Here is a 22,434-nt window from a genome sequence, read left to right as displayed (position 1 = left end):
GCGAATTGCGACCCGGGCGCGGTTCGTGGATACACTCTGGTCGGCGGGACGCACCGCCGACCGGCCGCGCGAGGGGATGACGGGCATGCAGATCGAGGAAACCGCCCTTTCGGGGGTTCTGGTACTGACCCCGGCGCGGTTCGGCGATCACCGCGGCTTTTTCTCGGAAAGCTGGAACCGGCGCACGCTTGAGGAGGCGGGCGTCGCGCTGCCGGAGTTCGTGCAGGACAATCACTCGACGTCCGCAAAGGCCGGCACGTTGCGCGGCCTGCACTATCAGGCGCCTCCGCACGAACAGGGCAAGCTGGTCCGCTGCGGGCGCGGTGCGCTTTATGACGTTGCAGTCGATGCGCGGCGGGGCAGTCCAAGCTACGGCCAATGGTTTGGCACCGAGTTGTCGTTCGACAACGGGCGCCAGTTGTGGGTGCCGCCGGGTTTCCTGCATGGCTTCGTCACGCTGCAGGACGACACCGAGGTGGTCTACAAATGCACCGGCTATTACGACCGGCAGGCCGATGGAGCCGTGCGCTGGAACAGTCTCGGCATCGATTGGGGGATCACGACGCCGATCCTCTCTGACAAGGACGCCGCAGCACCGGCCTTCGCCGATTGGTCCTCGCCTTTCGAGTTCCGCCCATGAAGATCCTCGTCACCGGTGGCGCGGGCTTCATCGGCTCTGCGGTGGCGCGGCTTGCCATCGCGCGCGGCCACTGCGTCGTGAACCTCGACGCGCTGACCTATGCCGCGAACCTCGAAAATGTGGCATCGGTAGCAGGCAGCCCGCTTTACGCCTTTGAACACGCCAACATCCTCGACCGCCCGGCGCTGAGCCGCATCTTTGCCGCCCATCGCCCCGATGCGGTGATGCACCTGGCGGCCGAAAGCCACGTCGATCGCTCAATCGACGGGCCGGGCGTCTTTATCGAGACGAACGTGAACGGCACCTACAACATGCTGGAGGCTGCGCGCGCCTACTGGACGGCCGAGGGCCGCCCGGAGGCTTTCCGCTTCCACCACATCTCGACCGACGAGGTGTTCGGCTCGCTCGGCGAGACAGGCAAGTTCAGCGAAGACTCCCCCTACGATCCGCGCAGCCCCTATTCCGCGTCCAAGGCCGCGAGCGATCATCTGGTCCGCGCCTGGCACGAAACCTATGGTCTGCCAGTCGTGCTGACGAACTGTTCGAACAACTACGGGCCGTTCCATTTCCCCGAGAAACTGGTGCCTCTGGCGATCCTCAGCGCCCTGCACGGCCGACCGATCCCGGTCTATGGAGACGGTGGCAACGTCCGCGACTGGCTCTATGTCGAGGATCACGCCGACGCGCTGCTGCTGTGCCTTGAAAAGGGTCAGGTTGGGCGCAGTTACAATATCGGCGGCGAGAACGAGGCACGGAATATCAATCTGGTGCGCATGATCTGCAGACATCTCGACCGGGTGCGCCCGGACGGCGCGCCCCATGAGCGACTGATCACATTCGTGCCCGACCGGCCGGGCCACGACCGCCGCTATGCGATCGATCCGGCGCGCATCCGCACCGAACTCGGCTGGCGGCCCTCGGTCACCTTGAAGGAGGGGTTGCGCCGCACCGTCGCCTGGTATCTGGCGAACCGGGACTGGTGGCAGCCTCTGCTCGACCGTGGCGAGTTCGGCGCGCGATTGGGAACGGGCCCGCGCATGTTGGCTGGTGCGGGCGACAGTTCCGGGGGGATGGAAGTGTCATGACCGAATTGCTGGTCTTTGGCCGCAATGGGCAAGTGGCGACTGAGCTTGCGCGCCTCGCGCCACAGGCCCGGTTTGTCGGACGGGAAGCTGCCGACCTTTCCGACCCGGCCGCCTGTGCTGCGGTGATCCGCGCCGCGCGGCCAGCCGCCGTCATCAACGCCGCCGCATATACCGGGGTGGACCGCGCGGAATCCGAACCCCAGGCCGCGCAGGCGATCAATGCTAAGGCACCCGGTGCGATGGCAGTGGCCTGCGCCGAGTTGGGCGTCCCCTTCGTTCATATTTCGACCGATTATGTCTTTGACGGGACAGGTGACACGCCGCGAGCCGAAAACGCTCCCACGCGCCCGCTGGGCGTCTATGGCCGGACAAAGCTGGCGGGAGAGCGCGCTGTCACGGCCGCTGGCGGCCAATGGGCGATCCTGCGCACCAGTTGGGTTTTCTCTGCCCACGGGCAAAACTTCGTCAAGACGATGCGGCGGCTGGGGGCCGAGCGGGACCGCCTCAGCATCGTCGCAGACCAGATTGGCGGCCCTACGCCTGCGGCCGACATCGCCGCCGCGATCCTGACGATGGTGGAGGCGATGCGTGCGGACCCGGCCAAGGGCGGCATCTATCATTTCGCCGGCGCCCCGGACGTCAGTTGGGCCGGCTTCGCGCGCGAGATATTTGCCCGCTCGGGCCTGCCCGCGCAGGTGGACGAAATCCCAACCTCCAGCTATCCGACGCCAGCCAGACGACCCGCGAACTCGCGCCTAGACTGTGCAGCCATCCTGCGCGACTTTGGCATTGCACGGCCCGATTGGCAGCAGGGGCTGGACCGCGTCATCGAGGAGTTGTCGTCATGACCCGGCGCAAGGGCATCATTCTGGCCGGCGGCTCGGGCACGCGGCTCTACCCGATCACGCTCGGCCTCTCCAAACAGTTGCTGCCAATCTATGACAAGCCGATGATCTATTATCCGCTGTCAGTCCTGATGTTGACCGGCATCCGCGAGATTGCGGTCATCACCACGCCCGAGGATCAGGCCCAGTTCCAGCGCCTGCTGGGGGACGGCAGCCAGTGGGGCGTCAGCCTGACCTGGATCGTGCAGCCCAGTCCCGACGGGCTGGCGCAAGCCTATATCTTGGCCGAGGGCTTTTTGGACGGCTCGCCCTCCGCGATGGTCCTGGGTGACAACATCTTTTTCGGCCACGGCCTGACCGAACTTCTGTCCGCCGCGGACGGACGCGAGGAGGCGACGGTCTTTGGCTACCACGTCGCGGACCCCGAGCGTTACGGGGTGGTCGCCTTCGACGATCAGGGCCAGGCCGTGCAGATCATTGAAAAGCCACCTGTGCCGCCGACCAACTACGCGGTGACCGGGCTTTATTTCCTCGATGCCGACGCCCCCCGTCGCGCCCGCAAGGTCTCGCCCTCCGCCCGCGGCGAGTTGGAGATCACGACGCTGCTGGAAACCTACCTCCACGAGGGCAGGCTGAAGGTCGAACGCATGGGCCGCGGCTTTGCGTGGCTCGACACCGGCACGCACGGCAGTCTGCTGGATGCAGGCAACTTCGTGCGGACGCTTGCAAACCGCCAGGGCATGCAGTCCGGCAGCCCCGAAGAGATCGCCTACGATCAAGGCTGGATTACCGCGGCCGAACTGCGCGCGCGTGCGGAGCAGTTCGGCAAGAACGATTACGGGCTCTACCTCGCGCGGCTGCTCGAGTGAATGGCGGTGGGGGTCCTGGTCCCCTGGTCACTTCGCACCCACCCGTTTGCTGAGCGGAGGGCGGCTTTCCGATGCGCGGCGGAGGCCCCGACCTTCGGCCCGAAGAGAGCCGGTCGAACCTGCTGTAAATGCCCCGGTCCCTCCTGCCAACATGCGATCAGCCAGAAGACCGCCCGCGCGAATGTCCAGGGTTTATCCAAACTTCTCCATGGGTTAGGATACCTGGGCAGTCTGACTTCCAGACAGTCCGTCTGGTGCGTCCAGTCAGCGAGGGAGGGGGTGAGAGATGGATACCGTGAGTTGGCAGCGGATCGAAGGAGGGCTCGTCTTTCTGTCGGCGCTCGTTTTGTTCGTGTATCTGGGCGGCGGCATCGTCTGGTGGCTGGCCATCATCGTTTTCCTTGCCCCCGACATCAGCTTCGCAGCCTACGCGCTGGGCCCGAAGGTCGGCGCGCTGCTATACAACCTGGTTCATGTCTTTGCGTTTGGTTCGATCGTGCTAGCGGCCGGCGTAGCATTCGGTAGCCCGACGCTATCGGCGCTCGGCGCACTTTGGCTCGCTCACTCGGGGTTCGATCGCATGCTTGGCTACGGCCTGAAATCTCCGGAGGCGTTCAACATGACCCATTTGGGACGGATCGGCCGCCGGTCAAGCGAACCGTGACCGCTGCGGCAGGATTATACCCGGGCGGTCCGCAGTCTGCAGAAGAAACGAGAGTGCGGCGGCCTATTCTTTTGAGCAGTGCGTGAGACTCTTTTGGTTTCCGCCAGGCGGCGAAATCCGCAACCTTCCAAAAAAAACTGGAGCCCGCGGCAACGCGGGCTCCATTCGCATGAGATCGCCAGCAAACGACCCCGCTAGGCGCTCTCGCCGAGCGCACGGCTGACGAGCAGCGTGTCCACATACTGGACCATGCTCGCGATCTTGCCGTTCTCGAGCCGGTAAAGATGGGCGAAAGGCGCACGCATTGCGATGCCCGTGGCCTTGTAGATCCCGGAATAGACACCGAAGACCGCAACCCGATCGCCGTCCTCAAGAAAGGTCTGCGCATCAGCCTTGTAGTCGACCCACTCGGTCGCAAGGCGGTTGAACACACCTGCGATGATGGCATCGGGGCCGACATACGTTCCCGCGTAAGGAAAGCCCTCGGCCTCCGTCCAGGTAGCGTCGGGGGCAAGTGCGGCCATCAGGTTCTGGCCGTTCTGTTCGGGCGGGCCGTTGTAGGTGGCGCGGATCAGATCAAGGTTCTGCCCCATTGGTCAGCCCCACTTCATTTCGCCGGTGGCGACCTTGGAGCCGATGTCGAGCGCGACGCCCATCCCCAGACCCGGGAAACGTTCCTCCATCGCGGCCTTCAGCGCGGCAGCGTCGGCGGCCCGCGCCAGCTCTTCCTCGAAGGCCGCGAGGTAGGCCCGGGTGTGCTCCACCGCCGACAGATCGGTGGCGGCCTCGGGGGTCATGTGGCCGGCCACGACGATGGCGGGCTTGCGGGCCGCGATGCTGTCCAGATTGGCGATCCAGGCGGCGCGCGCCTCCTTGGTGGGAGTGTCGGCGGTCCAGACGTGGACGCCCGCAAACACCAGAACGCCACCGACAACCGCGTTCAGCGACGGGACATAGAGGTACCGGCGATTGTCGAGGCCCTCGGCAGGGACAATCTCGATCGCCTCGCCATCGACCGTCAGGCTGGCCGCGTCATAGGCCTCGGGCAGGATGATGTCGGCCATCGACTGCGGTCCATTCTCCTTCAGCTGGGGACCCCAGGTTTCGAGCTTTTTCGCGATGTTGCCGTTGATCGCTGCCAGGGTTTCGGATGCGGCGATGACTCGCGCCTCGGGGAAGGCCTCGGTGATCGGTTTCAGGCTGAAGTAATAGTCAGGATCGGACTGGCTGATGTAGATGCTGGTCAGCTTGCGGCCGGTCTGCCTGATCGCGTCGGCGACCGCAGCCCCGTCGGGAAAGGTAAAGCCGCCGTCAATCAGAACGGCCTCGCTCGCGCCGGACAGAAGGACGGGCGCGCGGAAAAATCCGTTCTCGCCGGCGGGAAACGGGGTCAGTGTCAGGGGAGTGGCGGCGCGGGTTAGTCCGGTCGTTGCGGCGAGGGCACCGGCGGCCAGGGTGGTCGTCACTACGGTTCTGCGGGTCATCATGACATTCTCCGTGGTTGTGCCCGCCTTGGGGCGGCAGCTGTGGGTGTTTCGCTCAGACTGCGGCGGGGGCGGCCGCCAATTTCGCGGCAAGGTTCGGATTGGCGAAAATCCCCGCGCCGCGGATGAGGCGCTCACCATGTCCGTCGTTCACGACAAGCGCCGGAACGCCATCCACGCCGAGACGGCCAATCAGGGCCTTTGCCCGAGAGATGCGCGCGCGATTTGCGGTCAGCAGCTCGGGATCTGCGGCGGCCAGACGCTCGGCCGCCTCGGCCAGAGGCAGGTCCGCAAGGATTTGTGCGAGCACGGAGCTATCGGTGATGTCACGGCCATCGACGTAGCGGGCGGTCTGGATCGCCCGAAGCGCCGCGATTTCCTGCGCGGGTTCTGTCAGCGCGACAGCCGTCAGCGCCAACGTCGCGGGACCCGAATCGAACCGCGTGGCTTGATCCGTCAGCACCTTGTCGCGATAGGTGTCGCTGAAGGGCTGGCCAGTCAGTTTTGCGATGCGGCGGTCGTTCGCCCAGGCATAGGCGGCAAAATCGTCGTTCATGAGCGGCGCGGACGCGTTGGAAAACAGGCCTGTCGGCAGCAATTCAACCGTCAGTTCGGGTTGGGCGCCCAGCGCCTTGATCGTCGCGGAGGCGCCGTAGCACCAGCCGCACAGCGGGTCGAACAGATAGGTGATCCGGGTCATCTCGGCCTCCTTTCCGCCGAAGATAACACTGTCATCCCAATCGAATTAGACATACGATCCGGACGCACTGTGTGTACTAGGTTGACAGTGGGTTGCGATGAACCTGAACCGCCTCGCCTACTTTGCCGCCGTCGTGGATGCCGGCTCGTTCACACAGGCAGCGGTGCGGTTGGGCGTGACCAAGGCCGTTGTCAGCCATCAGGTCGCCCAGCTGGAGCAGGATCTTCGCACGACGCTGTTGATCCGCACCACGCGCCGCGTGCAGCCGACCGAGGCCGGCGCGGCCTTCCACATCCGCTGCACCCAGATTCTGCGCGAGGCCGAGGACGCCTATGCCGAAGTCACGGCCGAGCATGAAACGCCCAGCGGCACCCTGCGCATCACGGCCCCGTTCGACTACGGAATCGCTAGCGTGGTGCCAGTGGTCACGGCCTTCACCGCGCGCTATCCGGCCTGCAATGTCGAGCTTGTGCTGGGCGACCGGACGCTGGACTTGATCGAAGGGCAGATTGACCTGGCGTTGCGGGTCGGTTGGCTGGACGATTCCAGCCTGCAGGCGCGCAAGATCGGCAGTTTCAGGCAGTACCTGGTAGGCAGCGCCCGCCTGGCCGATCAGATCGCGGCGATCCGCGAACCGGCAGATCTGCCCGCGGTGCCTTTCATCGCCAATGCGGCGCTGCGCAAGCCGCGCGCATGGCAGTTCACCCATGACGATCATCCGCCGCAGGATGTATTCCTGCCGGCCCGTATCGTGATCGACACCACGCTTGGCGTGCTGTCCGCCGTTCGCGCGGGCGGCGGCCTTTCCGTGTTGCCGGAGTTTCTGGTCACGCCTCTGCTGGCGAACGGCGAGTTGCTGTATGTCCTGCCCGATTGGCGCCTGCGGTCGGGGGGCATCCACACCGTGTTTCCCGCCGCGCGGTTCCGGCCAGCCAAGGTGACGGCGTTTGTCGATATGCTAGTGAAATCAGAGCATAAAGTGGCACTTCACGAGATTTTCTAACAAAACGAGCCGCCTTTCAGCGACCCGTTTTGGCTCCCCGCACGTGGACCTCAGCGATTCAGCCGGATCTTCGTTCCCCAAGGGTCTCGAAAGGTGAGGCCATCGGGATTTTGGGTGACCGGGAGACCGGCAGTCTCTGCCCGCGCGGCGATGGCGTCGAGGTTCGCGCCGTCGCGGACGACGATTCCGACTGCGTCCAACCCGGCCATGCCCGCGGGGCGTTTGCCTGCATGGCGGCTGTTCCAGACGTTCCCGGCAAGCTGGTGGTGATAGCCGCCGCTGCCGTAGAAGCTGGCGCCGGTATAGCGGGTCGCGATGTCGAAGCCGAGGATGTCGCGGTAAAAGCGGTCCGCCGCCTCGGTCTCACCCACCTGCAGGTGGACATGGCCGATGCAGCCGCGTTCGGGAAAGCCTGTCCAAGCGGTGCCGGCCGCGCTCGCGAGCAGGTCCCGCACGTCGAGCGGATCGGTCGACAAGCGCACCTCGCCGGTCGGCGTGGCCCAGCTTGCGAACGGTCGGTCGGCATAAACCTCGATTCCGTTTCCCTCGGGGTCAGCGAGATAGAGCGCCTCGCTGACGATGTGGTCGGATGCGCCTTGCAGCGGCACCCCAGCCTCGACGACGTGGGCGACCCAGCGGCAGAGGTCGGCGCGGCTGGGCATCAGGAAAGCTGTGTGAAAGAGCCCGGCCTGTCGCGGGTCGCGGGGAACGAGGGCCGTCTCGCTCTGGAGTTCCAGCAGCGGGGTCCTGCCGGTCCCAAGTAGCGTGCGGGCAGCGCCGCTTTCGGTCGCTTCAAGGCCGAGGACCTTGCGATAAAAGGCGGCGACCGTATCCAGATCGCGCACCTTCAGCCGGACGGTTCCAATCCGCATCGGCGCAGCATTCATGTCGAAAAGGGCGTTCGCGGCACTCATGGCAGATGTCCTCGGGGAATGCGGCCGCGGAGAAGCTCCGCGGCCGGCGAGAGAAAGGTCAGGTGCGGTCGCGGTTCAGCGACCAGGCGCCGTCGCCGAGGAGGGCCTGGACGACCAGCGTCACCGCCCAGAACGCCGGGAATTCCCAGCCGCCGCCTTCGTTCGAGAAGAAAAAGCCGGCCGCGCCGTGCGGCGCGTAGATCGAGCCAAGCAGGATCGGCACCAGCGCCAGCGACACCCAGCGCGTGTACGCGCCGAGGATCAGGGCGATGCCGCCAAACAGTTCTGCCGCCATGACCAGATAAGCCAGCGCAGCAGGCAGGCCGAGGCTGGCGAAGTAGCCCGCGGTGCCGGACGGCGTGAAAATGAACAGCTTAAGCCCGGCGTGGGCGAGGAAAAGGACGCCCAGGGTGACGCGCAGGACGGTCGCGGCGAGGTCGGCATTGGAGACGCCGTCGATCAGCGACGCGCGTTCGGCGGAGGTTGTTGCGTAGGTCATGGTTATGTTCCTTGAAGCAAGGTTCAGGCAGCAGGCTGCCAGGTTGGGCGTTAGCGCCGTTGCCGAGGCCTAGCCGAGCGTGATGTCAGTGCGGCGACCTCTCAGGGGGACGCCTGGCATCCGTGGCCCACAGGCTCCGTCATGCGGAAGAACCTAGCCCATGACCAAAGCAGCGATAATCTTCGGGCGGGGAAGATAATTGCTTCCCGATGGATGGTAATGGCTACCAGCCTTGATCCCAGTGCGGGGTCTGCCGGTATCTCTCGGTGAGGAAATCGATCACCAGGCGAACCTTAACCGCCAGATGGCGGCTGTGCGGATAGAGCGCCTGCACATCATAGGGATCGATTTCAAATTGCTGCAGCAGCCTCAGCAGCCTGCCCGCGCGGAGCGCCTCGCCCGCAACAAAGGCCGGGACATAGGCGAGTCCCAGGCCCATTTCGGCGGCCTGAACGCAGGCCTCGGCATTCGAATAGCGAACCCGGCCGGCAACGGCAGTCATCTCGGCCTCGCCATTCTTGCCCTTGAAGGGCCAGCGGTTGGGGTCCCGGTAGTTGGTGTCGATGATGCAGGAATGCCGCGAGAGAGCCGGGGGCGTCGCCGGCGCCCCATGCTTTTCGACATAGGATGGCGCGCCGACCAGTACGATCCGGACCGCGCACAATCGGCGCAGGATGAGGGTCGAATCCCCCGGTCGCCCGACGCGGATGGCAAGGTCGAACCCCTCATCCACGACGTTGACCAGCCGGTCCGAGAAGGCGACGTCCAGTTCGATATCCGGGTAAAGCCGCGCGAAATCATTCAGGGCCGGAACCAGTTCCAGCGTGCCGAATGTCAGCGGTGCCGTCATGCGCAGGCGCCCGCGCGGAGACTGGGAGATGTTGCGGATGTCGAGGTCGAGCGTGTCCAACTCGTCCACGAGCGGCCGCAGCCGATCGTAATACGCTCGGCCAGCCTCGGTCGGTGCCACGGACCGCGTTGTGCGGTTGAGCAGCCGCACGCCCAACTCGGCTTCTAGCCGGGAAATCAGTTTTGAGGCCTGACCCGACCGCGTCCCCAGCCTGCCCGCGGCCTCCGTGAAGCTGCCGGTCTCGATGACGGCGAGGAACATCCGGTCGCATTCAAGGCGGTCCATTGCTTCCTCGCAGCGCGGAATGTGGTGGGGCTGGCGCCAATTTAACGGAATGAGTGGCGACTGGCCATCAACTCGCGGTAGAGCGAATCCGATCCGCGGGCCGCCCGTCGTGGGCACTGGACGTCACGGACGTTGGTCCATTTTCTCGCTAGGGGCTGGGGCCGTCGTCGCGACGGGCGCCGCCGACGCTCGCCTGCGGACTGCCCGGCAGGGTCCGAGCCAATGAGTCCCGCTCTGTGGCGAAGTTGGGCAGCGCGGCAGACGGTCCAATCCGAGTTGAACGCGAGAGCCATCTTAGCCCACGCGCACTGTCAGTCCGGCCCCGTCCCGCGAAGTAAGCGCCTTTCATGGACGGCAGGCAACCTGGCGCGCTTCGGCCGGATTTGCCGGTTTTGAACTGGCTCCTCTGCAGGGGGTAAGTTATGGGGCGCGCAGCGTCCCAGTTAAGTGTCGGAGCAACCATGACATCCACGATCAAGCTTTACCTTGGGGCGCATAAAACTGCCACGACCCATCTCCAGGGCATCTTGATAAAGAATGCGGACCTGCTGGAGGCGGCGGGAACCTCTGTCACCGCCCCGCGCCAGCTGCGACCGGATTGGCTGGAAATGTACTTTGCTGCGGTCAGGCAGCAGGTAAAAAAGCCTGAGCGTGGTCCTCGCCCGGATACGAGGACGGCTCTGCGAAGGGTGATGCCAGAGGCGAATGACTGGATCCTCACCGACGAAAACATCATCGGCACGCCGCGACAAGTTCTCAAGGACGGCGGATTCTATGCAAATACCCGGCAGCGGCTGGAGACGCTGAAGGAAGTGTTCGGCGACCGCCAGATAGAGGTGTATTTCTCGGTGCGCCGATATGGCGATTTCTTTTCTTCGATGTACTCGGAAATTGTCCGCAACCAGGGTTTTATCCCCGCTGAGGAGTATGCCGGCGCCTTCGATCCGATGGCTTGGAGCTGGAGTTCGGTGATCGAGCCGATGGTTGATGTCTTCGGAGAAAGTGCCGTCACGATCTGGGACTTCGCCTCGTTCAGAGACCTGCTGCCGGACCTCGTCAACCGACTTACCGGGACTGACCTGGGCCCGCGTCTTGTCGCCGAATACGCGCCTGAGGCCACGCGCCCCTCGCTGTCGCAAAAGACCCTGGACGTGCTCGCGGACCTTGCGCCTGCGATTGGCCCGACAAACTGCCTGCCCCTGACCGAGATGATCAACGCGAAATATGCTGTTGCCTCTGGCTACGCGCCAGGCTCGCCCTACCCGGAGAATGAGCGGCAGAGAATTAACGCGAGATATCTCCCAGACCTAGAGTCTTACAAAGCTCGCTGGGGCGGCGTTAACTTCCTCTAGGGTTCCGGGGCCGTCGTGGCTCCGCCGGGATCCGGCAGCGCCACGAAGGTCGCGGATAACAGGTCTTCAGAAGGCCGCGGCGGAAGACTCGTCGTAGCCGCAGTGCTCGAAGACCCACCCTTGCTTGTCGCGCACCGCATCCTCTTCCTTCTTTGAAAAGAAGGTCCGGAAATCTGCGTCCGGCTTGCGGTCTGAGTTTTCCTTGGTTTTCGGTAAGTCTTCCGGTCGCAAGGGGATGCCTAAAGCTTCGCCGACCTTGATTATATCTTCGTCCCTGTGTTCCAAGCGGAACATGTGCGTGGCCACATAACGGCCATCGGCATGGGTGATGTAGTAGTCCGATTTGAAACTGTCGCTCAGCACGAAGTCCGAGAACATAACCCGCTGCTCGTCCACGCTGTCGGGAAGGGTCAATTTCTTCCATGTCGTTTGCCAGTAAAACTGCGAAATCGCGCGCCGGTAGGGATTGCGGACGGAGATGATCCGCTTGTACTCGTCCCAGAAGGCCTCTCCCAGGTGAGCGACGACCTGTTTGGCTGAGGCGTGGTTTCGCCAGTAGGGTTTTTGGGGGCCGCGGTTAAGACGAGCGCCCACGATCCCATAGTCCGTCACCATCTCTGGTACCCGCTCTCTTACAACGTGGCCGGGTGGAGTGCACCACGGCTCGAGCAGCATCTCAAAGGAGGTACCCCCAGTCTTATGTGTCTTTAAAAACACGAATTTGTGGGGGTAGCTGATCATAACCATTGGGCGGGCTCCAGAAGGCCAAGAGGGTACGAGCGCGCGGTCTACACCCTCATAAGTTGAGTGGACAAGGGGACAGCCACGCAGCTAGATGGGTTCGCCTACCATTGTTTGACGAAAGCTAGAATACCATGGCAACTGAATTCGAAGGGGAAGACCTCCTTGGCGAGTACCGGCCTCTTGGTGGCGATCAGCTGATTGTTACGTTCTCGAATTTCGCCAAACGACCACCCTCGCGGCCCTTCGCGACAAGTTTTCTCGCCTCGCGCGGCATCTCGTACCTTGCGATCCGGGCCCGCCGGAATGAGTGGTACCATACCAGAGAGTTCGAGATGCTTCGTCGCAAGATCGGCTACGAGAACCACGGCTACAATCGGGTGATCACGTATGGCTCCAGCATGGGGGGGCATGCTGCGCTTCGTCTGGCCGGCTTTTTTGGGGCAGAGCGCGCCATCGCTGTGGCGCCGCAGTACTCGATCGATCGTTCGGTGATGCCGACAGAGACGCGGTGGCCAGCAGAAGCCGAGAAGGTTGCCCTACTCTCGAGAGACGATCCGCACTCCATCAGCGAAGGCATAGAGAAGCTGGTAATATTTGACCCGCTGGACACCTTGGACGCCGCGCAGGCGAAGCGGGCATTGCAAGTTCCGGGCACGGTCGCGATCAAGGCCCCTCTGGCCGGCCATGGTGCCCTTCAACAACTCAAGACCGCCGGGCTGCTGTCTACCTTCCTTGAAGGGTTGCTGGCGCCTCAGGTTGACCTCGGTGCCGCCCGCAGGCTGGTGCGCCAGTCAACGAAGGTGCCTACGTCCAACTACTTTTACAATCTTGTGTGGCGGCGGTGGAAGGACACCGACCCGGCGAAGGCCCTTGCTCTCGCTGCCCAGCGAGAGAAGGCTAACGGCCTGCCGGACTGGAAGAGCCTGTACCTGATGGCGATGCTCGCAAAACGCGCGGGCCGGCCACCCTTGGCACGGCAATACTGCGCCCGATCTCTTGAGGACATCGCCAATGTCAAAACCCTTAGCTTGGCGCTGAACCTCCTGCAGATGCGCGAGTCTGAGCTTGCGGAAGACGTGCTGAACGCGCGTGTGCCGAAAGTTCGACACAAGGCGATCGAGAACCTGTGCCGGCACCTCGTCGAAGCCTAGTCCGGTCCAAGAACGCCTTGGTAACGGTGGCGGGGGCGGTGGGATTCGAACCCACGGTGGAGTTTCCCCCACGTCGGTTTTCAAGACCGGTGCAATCAACCGCTCTGCCACGCCCCCGACGGCGATGGCCTAGCCGATCGCGGGGGCGCGCGGCAAGGGGGGTGGAACCTCGCGCGGCGAGGTCCGTTCCCCTTGCCCGTCCCCACCGCAGGAGCGCGTCATGGCCGACGACACGAGCGACCCCGTCCGAACCCCGCATCGCAGCGGCGTGATCACCGAACCGGACCTGCCAGCGCCGCCTTTTCCCGAGCAGGACCAGCCTTGGCCCGGCCTCGATGCAAAGATGGAGCCGCGCCCCGACCTGGGCGAGACCAGCTATCGCGGGACCGGCCGCCTCACGGGCAAGCGCGCGCTGATCACCGGCGGCGACAGCGGCATCGGCGCCGCGGTCGCGATTGCCTTTGCCCGCGAGGGTGCGGACGTCGCGATCAGTTACCTGCCGGCCGAGGAAGAGGACGCGCGCAAGATCATCACCCTGATCGAAGCCGAGGGCCGCAAGGCGGTCGCCCTGCCGGCGGACATCCGCGAGGAGGAGGCCTGCAACAAGCTGGTCGCTGATGCGGTGGCCGGCCTCGGCGGGCTGGAGATTCTGGTCAACAATGCCGGCCGCCAACAATGGTGCGACAGCATCGAGGATCTGAGCACCGAGGATTTCGACGCCACCTTCAAGACCAACTGCTACGCGCCCTTCTGGATCACCAAGGCTGCGCTGAAGCATCTGAAATCCGGCGCATCGATCATAATCACGTCGTCGGTGCAGGGGTTCTCGCCGTCCGAGACGCTCTTCGACTATGCGCAGACCAAGGCTGCCAACCGCGCCTTTGCGCAATCGCTCGCCAAGCAACTCGCGCCCAAAGGGATCCGGGTGAACGCGGTCTGTCCGGGGCCGTTCTGGACGGTGCTGCAGACTTCGGGCGGTCAGCCGCGCGAAAAATACATGGAGCATGGCGCCGACACGCCACTCGGGCGGCCGGGGATGCCGGTCGAGATCGCGCCGATCTACGTCTTGCTCGCCTCGGACGAAGCAAGCTACATCACCGGCGAATATTATGGCGCCGTGGGCGGCCGCGGTTTGTGACGCAGCCTCCGCGGCCCGGGGGCGCCGGGGGCGCGAGGTTGCTTGGACGAACGCCAGTTCTATCGCCCGATCGTTGCTGACGAGGGGCCGCCGCTCGCCGGGGGTCCCTTGCGCTTTGCCGCATTCGAGGTGCTCTCGCGCAGCCGCTCCCCGCACCGGATCGCGGCTGAGGCAGCACCGCCGGAAGTACTGGCGGCCTTCACCGGGCGACGCAGCTTTGCCGGGCTGGACCTGGGCGCGCCGCAGGTGATGGGTATCATCAACGTCACCCCGGACAGTTTTTCCGATGGCGGGCAGTGGTTCGATCCCGACACCGCTGTGCGCCATGGCCGCGAGCTCGTTGCGGCAGGGGCCGCGATTCTTGATATCGGCGGGGAATCGACCCGGCCCGGCGCGACCCAAGTGCCGGCCGCGGTCGAGGCCGCGCGCATCGGTCCGGTGCTCGGCGCCCTCGCCGGTCTGGCGCCGCTCTCGGTCGACACGCGCAAGGCGCCTGTGGCGCGGATGGCGCTGGATGCTGGGGCAGGGATTATCAACGATGTCTCGGCCCTGTCCTTCGATCCGGCGATGGCCGGCGTCATCGCCGCCAGCACGGCCGATCTGGTCCTCATGCACGCCCAGGGCACGCCCGAGACGATGCAGGATGATCCGCATTACGATGACGTGCTGCTGGACGTCTACGAGGTGTTGGAGGCGCGCGTCGCGGCGGCCGAGGCGGCTGGTATCCCTCGCGCCCGCATCGCGGTTGATCCCGGCATCGGCTTTGGCAAGTCGCAGGACCACAACATCGCGCTGCTGCGTGGCATCGCGCTGTTCCACGGTCTCGGTTGCGCCCTGATGCTGGGTGTCTCGCGCAAGAAATTCGTCGGCACCATCGGCGGCGGGGCGCCGGGCGCGGGTCGCGATCCCGGCACGCTCGCGCTGACGCTTGCGGCGCTGGGCCAAGGGGTGCAGATTCACCGTGTACATAATGTCGCCGACGCCGTTCAGGGCATCAGGCTCTGGTCGGCAGTGGCGCGATAACAAATGACGAACGAGGCGCAGATGGCCAGATCACTTTTCGGCACCGACGGCGTGCGCGGCCGGGCCAACAGCCACCCGATGACGGCCGAGATGGCGCTGCGCCTCGGGGCTGCCGCAGGGCGCTATTTCCGCCGAGATGGCAAGAATGGGCACCGCGTCGTGATCGGCAAGGACACGCGCCTGTCCTGCTACATGATCGAGACGGCGCTGACCGCGGGCCTGACCAGCACCGGCATGAATGTGCTGCTGCTGGGGCCGGTGCCCACACCGGCGGTCGGGTTCCTGACGCGCTCGATGCGCGCCGATGTGGGAATCATGATCTCGGCCAGTCACAATCCGGCCGACGACAACGGCATCAAGTTCTTTGGCCCCGAAGGCTTCAAGCTGAGCGACGAGGCCGAGGCCGAGATCGAGGCCCTGGTCGGCGGTGACATCACGCTGGCCCAGCCCGAGAACATCGGCCGCGTCAAACGCATCGACGACGGCCGCGGCCGCTATGTCGAATATGCCAAGACGACCTTTCCGGCCGGCCAGCGACTGGACGGGCTGAAGGTGGTGATCGATTGCGCCCATGGCGCTGCCTACAAGGCCGCGCCGGATGTGCTGTGGGAACTGGGGGCCGAGGTCATTCCGCTGGGCGTCAAGCCGGATGGGCTGAACATCAACGCTGGCGTGGGATCCACCCATGTCGCGGCGGCGCAGGCAGCGGTCAAGAAGCATGGCGCCGATCTGGGCATCAGCCTCGATGGCGATGCCGACCGGGTGATGATCGTCGACGAAACCGGCCGCGTCGCCGATGGCGACCAGATCATGGCGCTGCTGGCCGGCCGTTGGGCCGCGCAGGGCCGGCTGAAGGGTGGCGCCCTGGTCGCGACGGTCATGTCGAACCTCGGGCTAGAGCGGTTCATGGAGGGACGCGGCCTCCGGCTGGAACGGACGGCGGTGGGCGATCGCTATGTCGTCGAACGGATGCGGGCAGGGGGCTTCAACCTCGGCGGCGAACAATCGGGCCACATCGTCATGACCGACTACGCCACCACCGGCGACGGGCTGATCGCGGCGCTGCAGGTGCTGGCGGCCATGGCCGAGACGGGCGAGCGCGCGAGCCGCCTCGCCGAACAATTCGCCCCGGTGCCGCAATTGCTCAAGAACGTGCGCTATGCCGCCGGGGCCGACCCGCTGGGCACGGCGGGCGTGCAGCGCGTCATCGCCGATGCCGAGGGCCGGCTGAACGGCAGCGGCCGCGTGCTGATCCGTAAATCGGGTACCGAGCCGCTGATCCGCGTGATGGCCGAAGCCGAAGACGAGACCGTGCTGCACGAGGTGGTGGACGGTATCGTGGCGGCGGTCGAGCACGCGGCCTGAGCACGCAGTTCGGCGGAGGCAGCTGCTTCAGCCGCGGGCGGGGTCGTAGTCATAGACCCAGGCAAAGCGGTCAAAGACCATTCTCGGCACAAATCTTGAGCCAAGCCGCAGCGCCGTATGCCCCGCCAATCGCTGCAGCCCGTTCAGATGATAGTTGCGCGCATTGGCGTCCGCAGCGGCGACGATGCGCGCGACGCGGGGACGACGCTCAGCCTCGAAACGGGCGAAGGCAGCTGCCTGATCCCTGGCGGCGCCCAGATAGTGGGTCAGCCGAAACGCATCCTCGATGGCCATGCAGGCACCCTGGGCGAGGAATGGCAGGGTGGGATGCGCGGCATCGCCAATCAGCACGCGCCGCCCGTCCTGCCAGCGGTCGGCCAGCGGGTGCCGGAAAAGACCCCAGTGTCCGCACGCGTCCACCCGCGCAAGCCATTCGGGCACAGGGCCGCCGAAATCCCGGAAGGCTGCGCGCAGATCGTCCGGGTCCCCGGGCTGCGACCAACCTTCGGCGGTCCACTCCGGCGTCTCCAAGACGGCGACGATGTTGCGCAGGCCTTTGCCCAGCGGGTAGCTGACCAGATGCCGGCCAGGACCCATGAAGACCTGCGCTACCGGCGAGGGCTCTGCCTCTGTCGCGATTAGCGCCCGCCACGCGGTCTGGCCGGTAAAAAACGGCACCTCAGGGCCGTTCATGGCCGCGCGCTGCGCCGAATGCAGGCCATCCGCACCGACGACCAGTTCGGCATCTGCCGGGGGCTCGGTCAGCGGACTGCCGAGGTGGATGGCGGCGCCGGCGGCGCGGGCGGCGGATTCAAGCAGCTCGACCAGCCGGGCCCGGTGGACGAAGCGAAAGATCGCTTCCGGCCGGTGCCGGGCAAAGTTCAGTCGCGCGACCTGGCGCCCTCCGCTTTCGCGCAACACCACTGCCTCGGACGGATGCGAGATACGGTCGAGCCCGGCGGAGAGGCCAAGCGCATCAAGCGCACGGCCTGCGTTGGGTGAGATCTGTATCCCGGCACCCACCTCGCGCAGTGCGCCGGCGCGTTCGTGCACCGTGACGTCGGCACCGGCCCGGGCGAGGGCTAGCGCAGCACTCAGTCCAGCGATGCCCGCGCCGATGATGGTGACGCGGCGGCCAGTCAGGGCAGATTCAGGCGCGATGTTCCGCCCCGAGCATTGTGCGGAACTGGTCCACATCCTCGGCGGACACGCCAGCGGCGGTGAGAACTTCGGCCGCAAAGCTGATGGGCGCAGTTCCAGGCGCCGTGATAACGCCGCCATCAGCGACAGCATGCGGCACATCGCGGTAATGCGCCGCGCCTTTGTAACCCTGTGCCCGCTCGATGAAATCTGCGCTGTTCGAGGTATGTGCCCGCGCATCGACAAGCCCGGCGCGCGCTAGGGCCAGCGTTCCGCCGCAGATCGCAGCGATGGTCTGGCCGCGACTCGCCGCGTCCTGCAGCGTTGCCTCGATCTGCGGCGCCTCTGGTCTGGCCCAGATATCGCTGCCGCAGAGTACGATCACCTCATCGCCTTCGGGGGCAAAGTCGGGCAGGTCGACCGTCAGCCCGCCAATCGACGTCACGCGGCCGCCGCCGGGTGTCGCATGGCTCACGCGCAGCCCGTAGAAGTCGCTGCCGGCTGCCGAAATCATCGGCGTTTCCCAGTCGGCAAAGCCCTGCGGCAGCACGACCAGCACGGGCTTCAGATCGGCCATGGCAGCACCCCTTTGCTGGTAGCGTTTCCGTGGCGGCGGCTGACCCGTCGCGGGACCGGCTTCACTCGTCGCGGTGCACGCGCTCGCGGCGCTCGTGACGCTCCTGCGCCTCGAGGGTCATGGTCGCGATCGGCCGGGCGTCCAGGCGCTTTAGGCTGATCGGCTCGCCCGTGCGCTCGCAATAGCCGAACTCGCCCGCATCGATCCGACGTAGTGCTGCGTCGATCTTGCTCACCAGCTTGCGCTGCCGGTCCCGGGTCCGCAACTCCAACGCGCGGTCGGTTTCCTCGCTGGCGCGGTCAGCGATGTCGGGGACGTTGCGGGCGCTGTCCTGCAGCCCTTCGAGCGTTTCTGCCGATTGCGCCTGAAGCTCCTGCTTCCACGCCTTCAGCTTGCGCCGGAAATATTCCAGCTGCTGCTCGTTCATGAAGGGCTCGTCCTCGGCGGGGCGATAGTCTTCTGGAAGGAAAGTCTGCGGCTTCATCGTGGCTCCCACGCGGCCGGGGGATAAGGTCTCCCGGCCTCCCGCGCGTCGCCATAATGGAGAAGATCGGTCTTGTCACGCCCCTCGCACCGCGGTGAGGCCGCGTTTGCCGGACGTCGGGGCAGGGGAGGCCGCCGGGGGAGGGTGCTCACCGATGCCGGATCGGAGGAGCGGGGCGCGTCAGCTCAGGTCAAGGCGGTGGAATCCAAGAGAAAGTCCTCGTGCTCAAGGCGAAGGAACCTTGCCGACTCTCGCTGGCTCGTCTGCCGGGCGACACGGAAAATTTTTCCCGCCCTGTCCGGTGATAATTTCGCTCAAAGCCCGGCGAATCGCGAAATTACAACGCACGGTTGTAGCGAATGAACGGTGTTCGGGTGGCGACCTTGTCGTAGAGCATCCGGCCTGCGTAGTTGAATTCCTGCGTCAGCCAATAGACCGATGGCACGCCCGCATTGTCCGCGGCGGCATAGACAGCCTCGATCAGCGCGCGGGCCACGCCCTGGCCGCGCGCCTCGGGCTTTGTGAACAGGTCCTGCAGATAACATACGCCTTCAGGGCGCCACATATGCGGGTGAAAGACGTAGTGGGTCAGCCCGAGCAGGTGCCCTTCATCACCGACCGCGACCAGCCCGGCGAAATCGCGCGGATCGCGCGCCATCAGTCGGGCGAAGGCCGTATCGTAAAACTCTTGGGGCAGATCCGGCCGCTCGTAGTAAAGTTGATAGCCCTCGAAGAGGCGCTGCCATTCCGCCTTGTCGGCGGCTTCCACGGGCCGGATCGTCACGCTCATCGGGGTCACCTGCGCCTTGCGATGGGGCATCCTGACCCGGAATCCGCGAGTGCGCCAGAGGGGTGCGACGCCTCAGCGCATGAACCGCGCGGGGGCCGTCGGCGTTGCACTGACACCCGCGCCGAGCGGCGCACAGAAATACTGGAGGAGCGATCATGATCGATGCCAGCGAGATCAAGGAACATATGGAAGTGGTCGGCGCCGATGGCGTGCATGTCGGCATTGTGGATCACATGGACGGCAACCGGCTGAAGCTGACGAAGAACGATGAGAAGCACGGGGTCGTCAGCGACCATCATCACTACGTTCCGCTGGCCGATGTCGGATCGGTCGACAACGGCAAGGTCTGGCTCTCGGCCAATGCCTCCGAGGCCAAGATCCTGATGCAGGAAAAGGACGGCTCGCCCGTTGAAGGCGTCTAAGCGCCGGGATCGGCAGGGCGCGACCTAGGCGCCCGCCAAGTCTTATCCTGGCGTCCGCGCCCTCAGCGGGCGCAATACGCCTCGGCAGTAGTCGCAAAGTTCTTGTAGCGGGCCCAGAAGGCGTTGTCGGTGCCGGTCTTTGACATGCGCACCGACTGCGCTTGATCCGGGTCACGAAAGAACGCCGCAGCGCGTCTCTGATCGCTGGGCGAGAGGGTCTGGTCGGCAACCTGCTGGATGCAGTTGCATACCGAACCGTTGCCGCTGGCACGGGCGGATCTTGCGCAGGCACTGTCGATCGGGCCGGCCATGGCGAAGGGCGCGGTCAGGGCCAGCACGGCGGCCCCCAGCAGAGCGCGGTTAAGCATTGTCCTGTCTCCTCGTTGCGCCGTGAAGGCGTCTGTTTTGCTTATCCGGACGAGGATAGCACAAGCGCCGCGGCCCACTCAATTCCGCGATGCCCGGCACCGCAGGCTGTGGCCACCCGCCCGACCAACCACCGCATCTTGCAGCACGCCCGGCGAGAGCCGCCGAAATACAGCGCGAATCGCCCCGCGCGGCTGCACGCGCCCCCTTCCCGCACGCCCGGCGCTGCACTATAGCCCGGCCATGACCGACATCTCGCTGATCCGCAATTTCTCGATCGTGGCCCATATCGACCACGGCAAATCCACGCTCGCCGACCGGCTGATCCAGTCGACCGGGACTGTCGCCGACCGCGACATGAAAGAGCAGATGCTGGACAGTATGGATATCGAGCGCGAGCGCGGTATCACCATCAAGGCCAACACCGTGCGCATCACCTATCCGGCGCGCGACGGGCAGACCTATATCCTGAACCTGATCGACACCCCCGGCCACGTCGACTTTGCCTATGAGGTCAGCCGCAGCATGCGCGCGGTCGAGGGATCTCTGCTGGTGGTCGACGCGACCCAGGGGGTCGAGGCGCAGACCCTCGCTAATGTCTACCAGGCCATCGACGCCGGGCACGAGATCGTGCCGGTGCTGAACAAGATCGACCTGCCCGCGGCAGAGCCCGATCGCGTCAAGGAACAGATCGAGGATGTCATTGGCATCGACGCCAGCGACGCGATCCCGATCAGCGCAAAGACCGGCCTCGGCATTCCCGACGTGCTGGAGGCGATCGTCACCCGCCTGCCGGCCCCCAAGGGCGAGCGGGACGCGCCGCTGAAGGCAATGCTGGTCGACAGCTGGTACGATGCCTACCTCGGCGTTGTCGTCATGATCCGCGTCATGGATGGCGTGATCCGCAAGGGCGACCGGGTGCGCATGATGCAGACCGGCGCGGTCTACGGCATCGACAAGCTGGCGGTGCTGACCCCGGCCATGAAGGACATCGCCGAACTCGCCCCCGGCGAGATGGGCGTCTTTACCGCCTCGATCAAGCAGGTCCGCGACACCCGCGTCGGCGATACCATCACGCATGAGCGCAAGGGCACCGACGCCCCGCTGCCCGGCTTCAAACCCGCGCAGCCCGTCGTGTTCTGCGGCCTCTTTCCGGTTGACGCCAACGACTTCGACGCGCTGCGCGAGGCGATCGAGAAGCTGGCCCTGAACGACGCCAGCTTCAGCTCCGAGATGGAGACATCGGCCGCCCTCGGCTTTGGCTTTCGCTGCGGCTTCCTGGGGCTGCTGCACCTCGAGGTGATCCGCGACCGGCTCGAGCGGGAATATGACCTCGACCTGATCACCACCGCGCCGTCGGTGGTGTTCCGCCTGCACATGAAGGATGGCGAGGTGCGCGAGTTGCACAACCCCGCCGACATGCCCGACCCGATGCAGATCGACCATATCGACGAGCCGCGGATCAAGGCCACGATCATGGTGCCCGACGACTACCTGGGCGACGTGCTGAAGCTGTGCCAGGACCGCCGCGGCATCCAGCTGGACCTGACCTATGCCGGCAGCCGGGCGATGGTGGTCTATGACCTGCCGCTGGCCGAGGTCGTGTTCGATTTCTACGACCGGCTGAAATCGGTGACCAAGGGTTATGCCTCGTTCGACTACCAGATCAGCGAATACCGCGAGGACAACCTCGTGAAGATGTCGATCCTGGTGAATGACGAGCCGGTGGACGCGCTGTCGATCATGGTCCACCGCGACCGCGCCGACGCCCGCGGCCGGGCGATGGTCGAAAAGCTGAAGGACCTGATCCCCCGGCACATGTTCAAGATCCCGATCCAGGCGGCCATCGGCGGGCGGGTAATCGCGCGCGAGACCCTGTCTGCGATGCGCAAGGACGTGACGGCCAAGTGTTACGGCGGGGACGCCACGAGAAAGAAAAAGCTCCTGGAAAAGCAGAAGGCGGGTAAGAAGAAGATGCGCCAGTTCGGGAAGGTGGAGATTCCGCAGTCGGCGTTTATTTCGGCGTTGAAGATGGATGGGTGAG

The 22,434-nt window shown here is 65.2% G+C and carries 25 protein-coding genes and 1 tRNA gene; 13 read left to right on the top strand and 13 right to left on the bottom strand.

All coding sequences use genetic code 11. The features are described 5' to 3' along the window. Positions 1–85: 85 nt before the first annotated feature. The 5 genes from rfbC to DRW48_RS13010 all read left to right on the top strand — a co-directional run bounded on the left by rfbC (position 86) and on the right by DRW48_RS13010 (position 4,103). Positions 86–640, top strand: coding sequence for a dTDP-4-dehydrorhamnose 3,5-epimerase (gene rfbC, locus DRW48_RS13030; RefSeq protein WP_114077571.1), 555 nt, complete (start codon positions 86–88; stop codon positions 638–640). After that, on the top strand, positions 637–1,725 hold the full coding sequence (gene rfbB, locus DRW48_RS13025; protein WP_114076796.1) for a dTDP-glucose 4,6-dehydratase: 1,089 nt from the start codon (positions 637–639) through the stop codon (positions 1,723–1,725). Before rfbC ends, rfbB begins: the two co-directional genes overlap by 4 nt. After that, the gene (gene rfbD / locus DRW48_RS13020; protein ID WP_114076795.1) at positions 1,722–2,573 is read left to right on the top strand and encodes a dTDP-4-dehydrorhamnose reductase; all 852 of its coding nucleotides are present in this window, start codon (positions 1,722–1,724) and stop codon (positions 2,571–2,573) included. Before rfbB ends, rfbD begins: the two co-directional genes overlap by 4 nt. After that, positions 2,570–3,439, top strand: a complete 870-nt coding sequence (gene rfbA, locus DRW48_RS13015; protein ID WP_114076794.1) for a glucose-1-phosphate thymidylyltransferase RfbA — start codon at positions 2,570–2,572, stop codon at positions 3,437–3,439. The genes rfbD and rfbA overlap by 4 nt, the downstream gene beginning before the upstream one ends. 286 nt (positions 3,440–3,725) lie before the next feature. Then, positions 3,726–4,103 carry a DUF4260 domain-containing protein gene (locus tag DRW48_RS13010; RefSeq protein ID WP_114076793.1) on the top strand — a complete coding sequence of 126 codons (378 nt, stop codon included), beginning with the start codon at positions 3,726–3,728 and terminating at the stop codon, positions 4,101–4,103. Between the two features lie 194 nt (positions 4,104–4,297). Here DRW48_RS13010 and DRW48_RS13005 read toward each other — a convergent pair whose 3' ends face one another. From DRW48_RS13005 to DRW48_RS12995, 3 genes are read right to left on the bottom strand one after another with little or no spacing between them, the layout of a single operon-like run. Next, positions 4,298–4,696: a nuclear transport factor 2 family protein gene (locus tag DRW48_RS13005; RefSeq protein ID WP_114076792.1), complete on the bottom strand. Its 399-nt coding sequence runs from the start codon at positions 4,694–4,696 to the stop codon at positions 4,298–4,300. 3 nt (positions 4,697–4,699) lie between these two features. Beyond that, positions 4,700–5,587 (bottom strand): MBL fold metallo-hydrolase, encoded by an 888-nt coding sequence (locus DRW48_RS13000; protein ID WP_199286105.1) that lies wholly within the window; start codon positions 5,585–5,587, stop codon positions 4,700–4,702. Between the two features lie 55 nt (positions 5,588–5,642). Beyond that, positions 5,643–6,287, bottom strand: a complete 645-nt coding sequence (locus DRW48_RS12995) for a DsbA family protein (RefSeq protein ID WP_114076790.1) — start codon at positions 6,285–6,287, stop codon at positions 5,643–5,645. A gap of 97 nt (positions 6,288–6,384) precedes the next feature. On the opposite strand from DRW48_RS12995, the gene DRW48_RS12990 reads away from it, so the two are divergent. Next, positions 6,385–7,290 (top strand): LysR family transcriptional regulator, encoded by a 906-nt coding sequence (locus DRW48_RS12990; RefSeq protein WP_114076789.1) that lies wholly within the window; start codon positions 6,385–6,387, stop codon positions 7,288–7,290. Between the two features lie 50 nt (positions 7,291–7,340). Here DRW48_RS12990 and DRW48_RS12985 read toward each other — a convergent pair whose 3' ends face one another. The 3 genes from DRW48_RS12985 to DRW48_RS12975 all read right to left on the bottom strand — a co-directional run bounded on the left by DRW48_RS12985 (position 7,341) and on the right by DRW48_RS12975 (position 9,838). Continuing rightward, positions 7,341–8,204, bottom strand: coding sequence for a VOC family protein (locus DRW48_RS12985; protein ID WP_114076788.1), 864 nt, complete (start codon positions 8,202–8,204; stop codon positions 7,341–7,343). A gap of 58 nt (positions 8,205–8,262) precedes the next feature. After that, on the bottom strand, positions 8,263–8,703 hold the full coding sequence (locus DRW48_RS12980) for a DoxX family protein (protein ID WP_114076787.1): 441 nt from the start codon (positions 8,701–8,703) through the stop codon (positions 8,263–8,265). Between the two features lie 223 nt (positions 8,704–8,926). Beyond that, positions 8,927–9,838, bottom strand: coding sequence for a LysR family transcriptional regulator (locus DRW48_RS12975; protein WP_114076786.1), 912 nt, complete (start codon positions 9,836–9,838; stop codon positions 8,927–8,929). A 461-nt stretch (positions 9,839–10,299) separates the two neighbouring features. Between DRW48_RS12975 and DRW48_RS12970 the strand changes: the two genes are divergently transcribed. After that, positions 10,300–11,190 carry a hypothetical protein gene (locus DRW48_RS12970; RefSeq protein WP_162784766.1) on the top strand — a complete coding sequence of 297 codons (891 nt, stop codon included), beginning with the start codon at positions 10,300–10,302 and terminating at the stop codon, positions 11,188–11,190. A gap of 66 nt (positions 11,191–11,256) precedes the next feature. Here DRW48_RS12970 and DRW48_RS12965 read toward each other — a convergent pair whose 3' ends face one another. After that, positions 11,257–11,805, bottom strand: coding sequence for a hypothetical protein (locus DRW48_RS12965; RefSeq protein WP_162784765.1), 549 nt, complete (start codon positions 11,803–11,805; stop codon positions 11,257–11,259). A 260-nt stretch (positions 11,806–12,065) separates the two neighbouring features. Between DRW48_RS12965 and DRW48_RS12960 the strand changes: the two genes are divergently transcribed. Further along, positions 12,066–13,085, top strand: coding sequence for a hypothetical protein (locus DRW48_RS12960; protein WP_114076783.1), 1,020 nt, complete (start codon positions 12,066–12,068; stop codon positions 13,083–13,085). A gap of 27 nt (positions 13,086–13,112) precedes the next feature. Here DRW48_RS12960 and DRW48_RS12955 read toward each other — a convergent pair. Continuing rightward, a tRNA-Ser gene (locus tag DRW48_RS12955) sits at positions 13,113–13,202 on the bottom strand. Positions 13,203–13,305: 103 nt separating this feature from the next. On the opposite strand from DRW48_RS12955, the gene DRW48_RS12950 reads away from it, so the two are divergent. From DRW48_RS12950 to glmM, 3 genes are read left to right on the top strand one after another with little or no spacing between them, the layout of a single operon-like run. Then, positions 13,306–14,223 (top strand): SDR family oxidoreductase, encoded by a 918-nt coding sequence (locus DRW48_RS12950; protein ID WP_114076782.1) that lies wholly within the window; start codon positions 13,306–13,308, stop codon positions 14,221–14,223. A 42-nt stretch (positions 14,224–14,265) separates the two neighbouring features. After that, on the top strand, positions 14,266–15,246 hold the full coding sequence (folP, locus tag DRW48_RS12945; RefSeq protein ID WP_114076781.1) for a dihydropteroate synthase: 981 nt from the start codon (positions 14,266–14,268) through the stop codon (positions 15,244–15,246). 21 nt (positions 15,247–15,267) lie between these two features. Continuing rightward, entirely contained in the window at positions 15,268–16,611 is a 1,344-nt protein-coding gene (gene glmM / locus DRW48_RS12940) for a phosphoglucosamine mutase (protein ID WP_114077570.1), read from the top strand. Between the two features lie 27 nt (positions 16,612–16,638). On the opposite strand, the gene DRW48_RS12935 is transcribed toward glmM, so the two are convergent. From DRW48_RS12935 to DRW48_RS12920, 4 genes are all read right to left on the bottom strand, one after another. Then, the gene (locus DRW48_RS12935; protein WP_114076780.1) at positions 16,639–17,808 is read right to left on the bottom strand and encodes an FAD-dependent oxidoreductase; all 1,170 of its coding nucleotides are present in this window, start codon (positions 17,806–17,808) and stop codon (positions 16,639–16,641) included. Beyond that, complete coding sequence (locus tag DRW48_RS12930) at positions 17,762–18,328, bottom strand: DJ-1/PfpI family protein (RefSeq protein ID WP_114076779.1); 567 nt, start codon at positions 18,326–18,328, stop codon at positions 17,762–17,764. The genes DRW48_RS12935 and DRW48_RS12930 overlap by 47 nt, the downstream gene beginning before the upstream one ends. A 61-nt stretch (positions 18,329–18,389) precedes the next feature. After that, a complete protein-coding gene (dksA, locus tag DRW48_RS12925; protein ID WP_114076778.1) occupies positions 18,390–18,812 on the bottom strand; it encodes an RNA polymerase-binding protein DksA in 423 nt (140 codons plus the stop codon). 337 nt (positions 18,813–19,149) lie between these two features. Beyond that, positions 19,150–19,602 (bottom strand): GNAT family N-acetyltransferase, encoded by a 453-nt coding sequence (locus DRW48_RS12920; protein ID WP_114077569.1) that lies wholly within the window; start codon positions 19,600–19,602, stop codon positions 19,150–19,152. 155 nt (positions 19,603–19,757) lie between these two features. On the opposite strand from DRW48_RS12920, the gene DRW48_RS12915 reads away from it, so the two are divergent. Next, positions 19,758–20,024 (top strand): DUF2171 domain-containing protein, encoded by a 267-nt coding sequence (locus DRW48_RS12915; RefSeq protein ID WP_114076777.1) that lies wholly within the window; start codon positions 19,758–19,760, stop codon positions 20,022–20,024. A 62-nt stretch (positions 20,025–20,086) separates the two neighbouring features. Here the strand turns inward: DRW48_RS12915 and DRW48_RS12910 are convergent, their stop codons facing one another. Further along, positions 20,087–20,392: a hypothetical protein gene (locus DRW48_RS12910; protein WP_114076776.1), complete on the bottom strand. Its 306-nt coding sequence runs from the start codon at positions 20,390–20,392 to the stop codon at positions 20,087–20,089. Positions 20,393–20,633: 241 nt separating this feature from the next. Here DRW48_RS12910 and lepA point away from each other — a divergent pair, with 241 nt between their 5' ends. Then, positions 20,634–22,433 carry a translation elongation factor 4 gene (lepA, locus tag DRW48_RS12905; RefSeq protein WP_114076775.1) on the top strand — a complete coding sequence of 600 codons (1,800 nt, stop codon included), beginning with the start codon at positions 20,634–20,636 and terminating at the stop codon, positions 22,431–22,433. The last annotated feature ends 1 nt before the right edge of the window (position 22,434 follow it).

Source organism: Paracoccus suum, from assembly GCF_003324675.1.
GTDB lineage: Bacteria > Pseudomonadota > Alphaproteobacteria > Rhodobacterales > Rhodobacteraceae > Paracoccus > Paracoccus suum.
Note: the sequence above shows the minus strand (reverse complement) of the source record. Positions and strands in the feature narration are given on the sequence as shown.

Excerpts from the sequence above, each read along its gene's own strand:
- glmM (WP_114077570.1), top strand. The coding sequence starts at position 15,268 with ATGGCCAGATCACTTTTCGGCACCGACGGCGTGCGCGGCCGGGCCAAC.
- DRW48_RS12980 (WP_114076787.1), bottom strand. The coding sequence starts at position 8,703 with ATGACCTACGCAACAACCTCCGCCGAACGCGCGTCGCTGATCGACGGC.
- rfbC (WP_114077571.1), top strand. The coding sequence starts at position 86 with ATGCAGATCGAGGAAACCGCCCTTTCGGGGGTTCTGGTACTGACCCCG.
- DRW48_RS12960 (WP_114076783.1), top strand. The coding sequence starts at position 12,066 with ATGGCAACTGAATTCGAAGGGGAAGACCTCCTTGGCGAGTACCGGCCT.
- DRW48_RS12950 (WP_114076782.1), top strand. The coding sequence starts at position 13,306 with ATGGCCGACGACACGAGCGACCCCGTCCGAACCCCGCATCGCAGCGGC.
- DRW48_RS12920 (WP_114077569.1), bottom strand. The coding sequence starts at position 19,602 with ATGAGCGTGACGATCCGGCCCGTGGAAGCCGCCGACAAGGCGGAATGG.
- DRW48_RS13010 (WP_114076793.1), top strand. The coding sequence starts at position 3,726 with ATGGATACCGTGAGTTGGCAGCGGATCGAAGGAGGGCTCGTCTTTCTG.
- rfbB (WP_114076796.1), top strand. The coding sequence starts at position 637 with ATGAAGATCCTCGTCACCGGTGGCGCGGGCTTCATCGGCTCTGCGGTG.
- DRW48_RS12995 (WP_114076790.1), bottom strand. The coding sequence starts at position 6,287 with ATGACCCGGATCACCTATCTGTTCGACCCGCTGTGCGGCTGGTGCTAC.
- rfbD (WP_114076795.1), top strand. The coding sequence starts at position 1,722 with ATGACCGAATTGCTGGTCTTTGGCCGCAATGGGCAAGTGGCGACTGAG.
- DRW48_RS12910 (WP_114076776.1), bottom strand. The coding sequence starts at position 20,392 with ATGCTTAACCGCGCTCTGCTGGGGGCCGCCGTGCTGGCCCTGACCGCG.
- DRW48_RS12970 (WP_162784766.1), top strand. The coding sequence starts at position 10,300 with ATGACATCCACGATCAAGCTTTACCTTGGGGCGCATAAAACTGCCACG.
- DRW48_RS12985 (WP_114076788.1), bottom strand. The coding sequence starts at position 8,204 with ATGAGTGCCGCGAACGCCCTTTTCGACATGAATGCTGCGCCGATGCGG.
- DRW48_RS12935 (WP_114076780.1), bottom strand. The coding sequence starts at position 17,808 with ATGTGGACCAGTTCCGCACAATGCTCGGGGCGGAACATCGCGCCTGAA.
- DRW48_RS13000 (WP_199286105.1), bottom strand. The coding sequence starts at position 5,587 with ATGACCCGCAGAACCGTAGTGACGACCACCCTGGCCGCCGGTGCCCTC.
- DRW48_RS12965 (WP_162784765.1), bottom strand. The coding sequence starts at position 11,805 with ATGGTGACGGACTATGGGATCGTGGGCGCTCGTCTTAACCGCGGCCCC.
- DRW48_RS13005 (WP_114076792.1), bottom strand. The coding sequence starts at position 4,696 with ATGGGGCAGAACCTTGATCTGATCCGCGCCACCTACAACGGCCCGCCC.
- DRW48_RS12990 (WP_114076789.1), top strand. The coding sequence starts at position 6,385 with ATGAACCTGAACCGCCTCGCCTACTTTGCCGCCGTCGTGGATGCCGGC.
- dksA (WP_114076778.1), bottom strand. The coding sequence starts at position 18,812 with ATGAAGCCGCAGACTTTCCTTCCAGAAGACTATCGCCCCGCCGAGGAC.
- DRW48_RS12975 (WP_114076786.1), bottom strand. The coding sequence starts at position 9,838 with ATGGACCGCCTTGAATGCGACCGGATGTTCCTCGCCGTCATCGAGACC.
- DRW48_RS12915 (WP_114076777.1), top strand. The coding sequence starts at position 19,758 with ATGATCGATGCCAGCGAGATCAAGGAACATATGGAAGTGGTCGGCGCC.
- rfbA (WP_114076794.1), top strand. The coding sequence starts at position 2,570 with ATGACCCGGCGCAAGGGCATCATTCTGGCCGGCGGCTCGGGCACGCGG.
- lepA (WP_114076775.1), top strand. The coding sequence starts at position 20,634 with ATGACCGACATCTCGCTGATCCGCAATTTCTCGATCGTGGCCCATATC.
- DRW48_RS12930 (WP_114076779.1), bottom strand. The coding sequence starts at position 18,328 with ATGGCCGATCTGAAGCCCGTGCTGGTCGTGCTGCCGCAGGGCTTTGCC.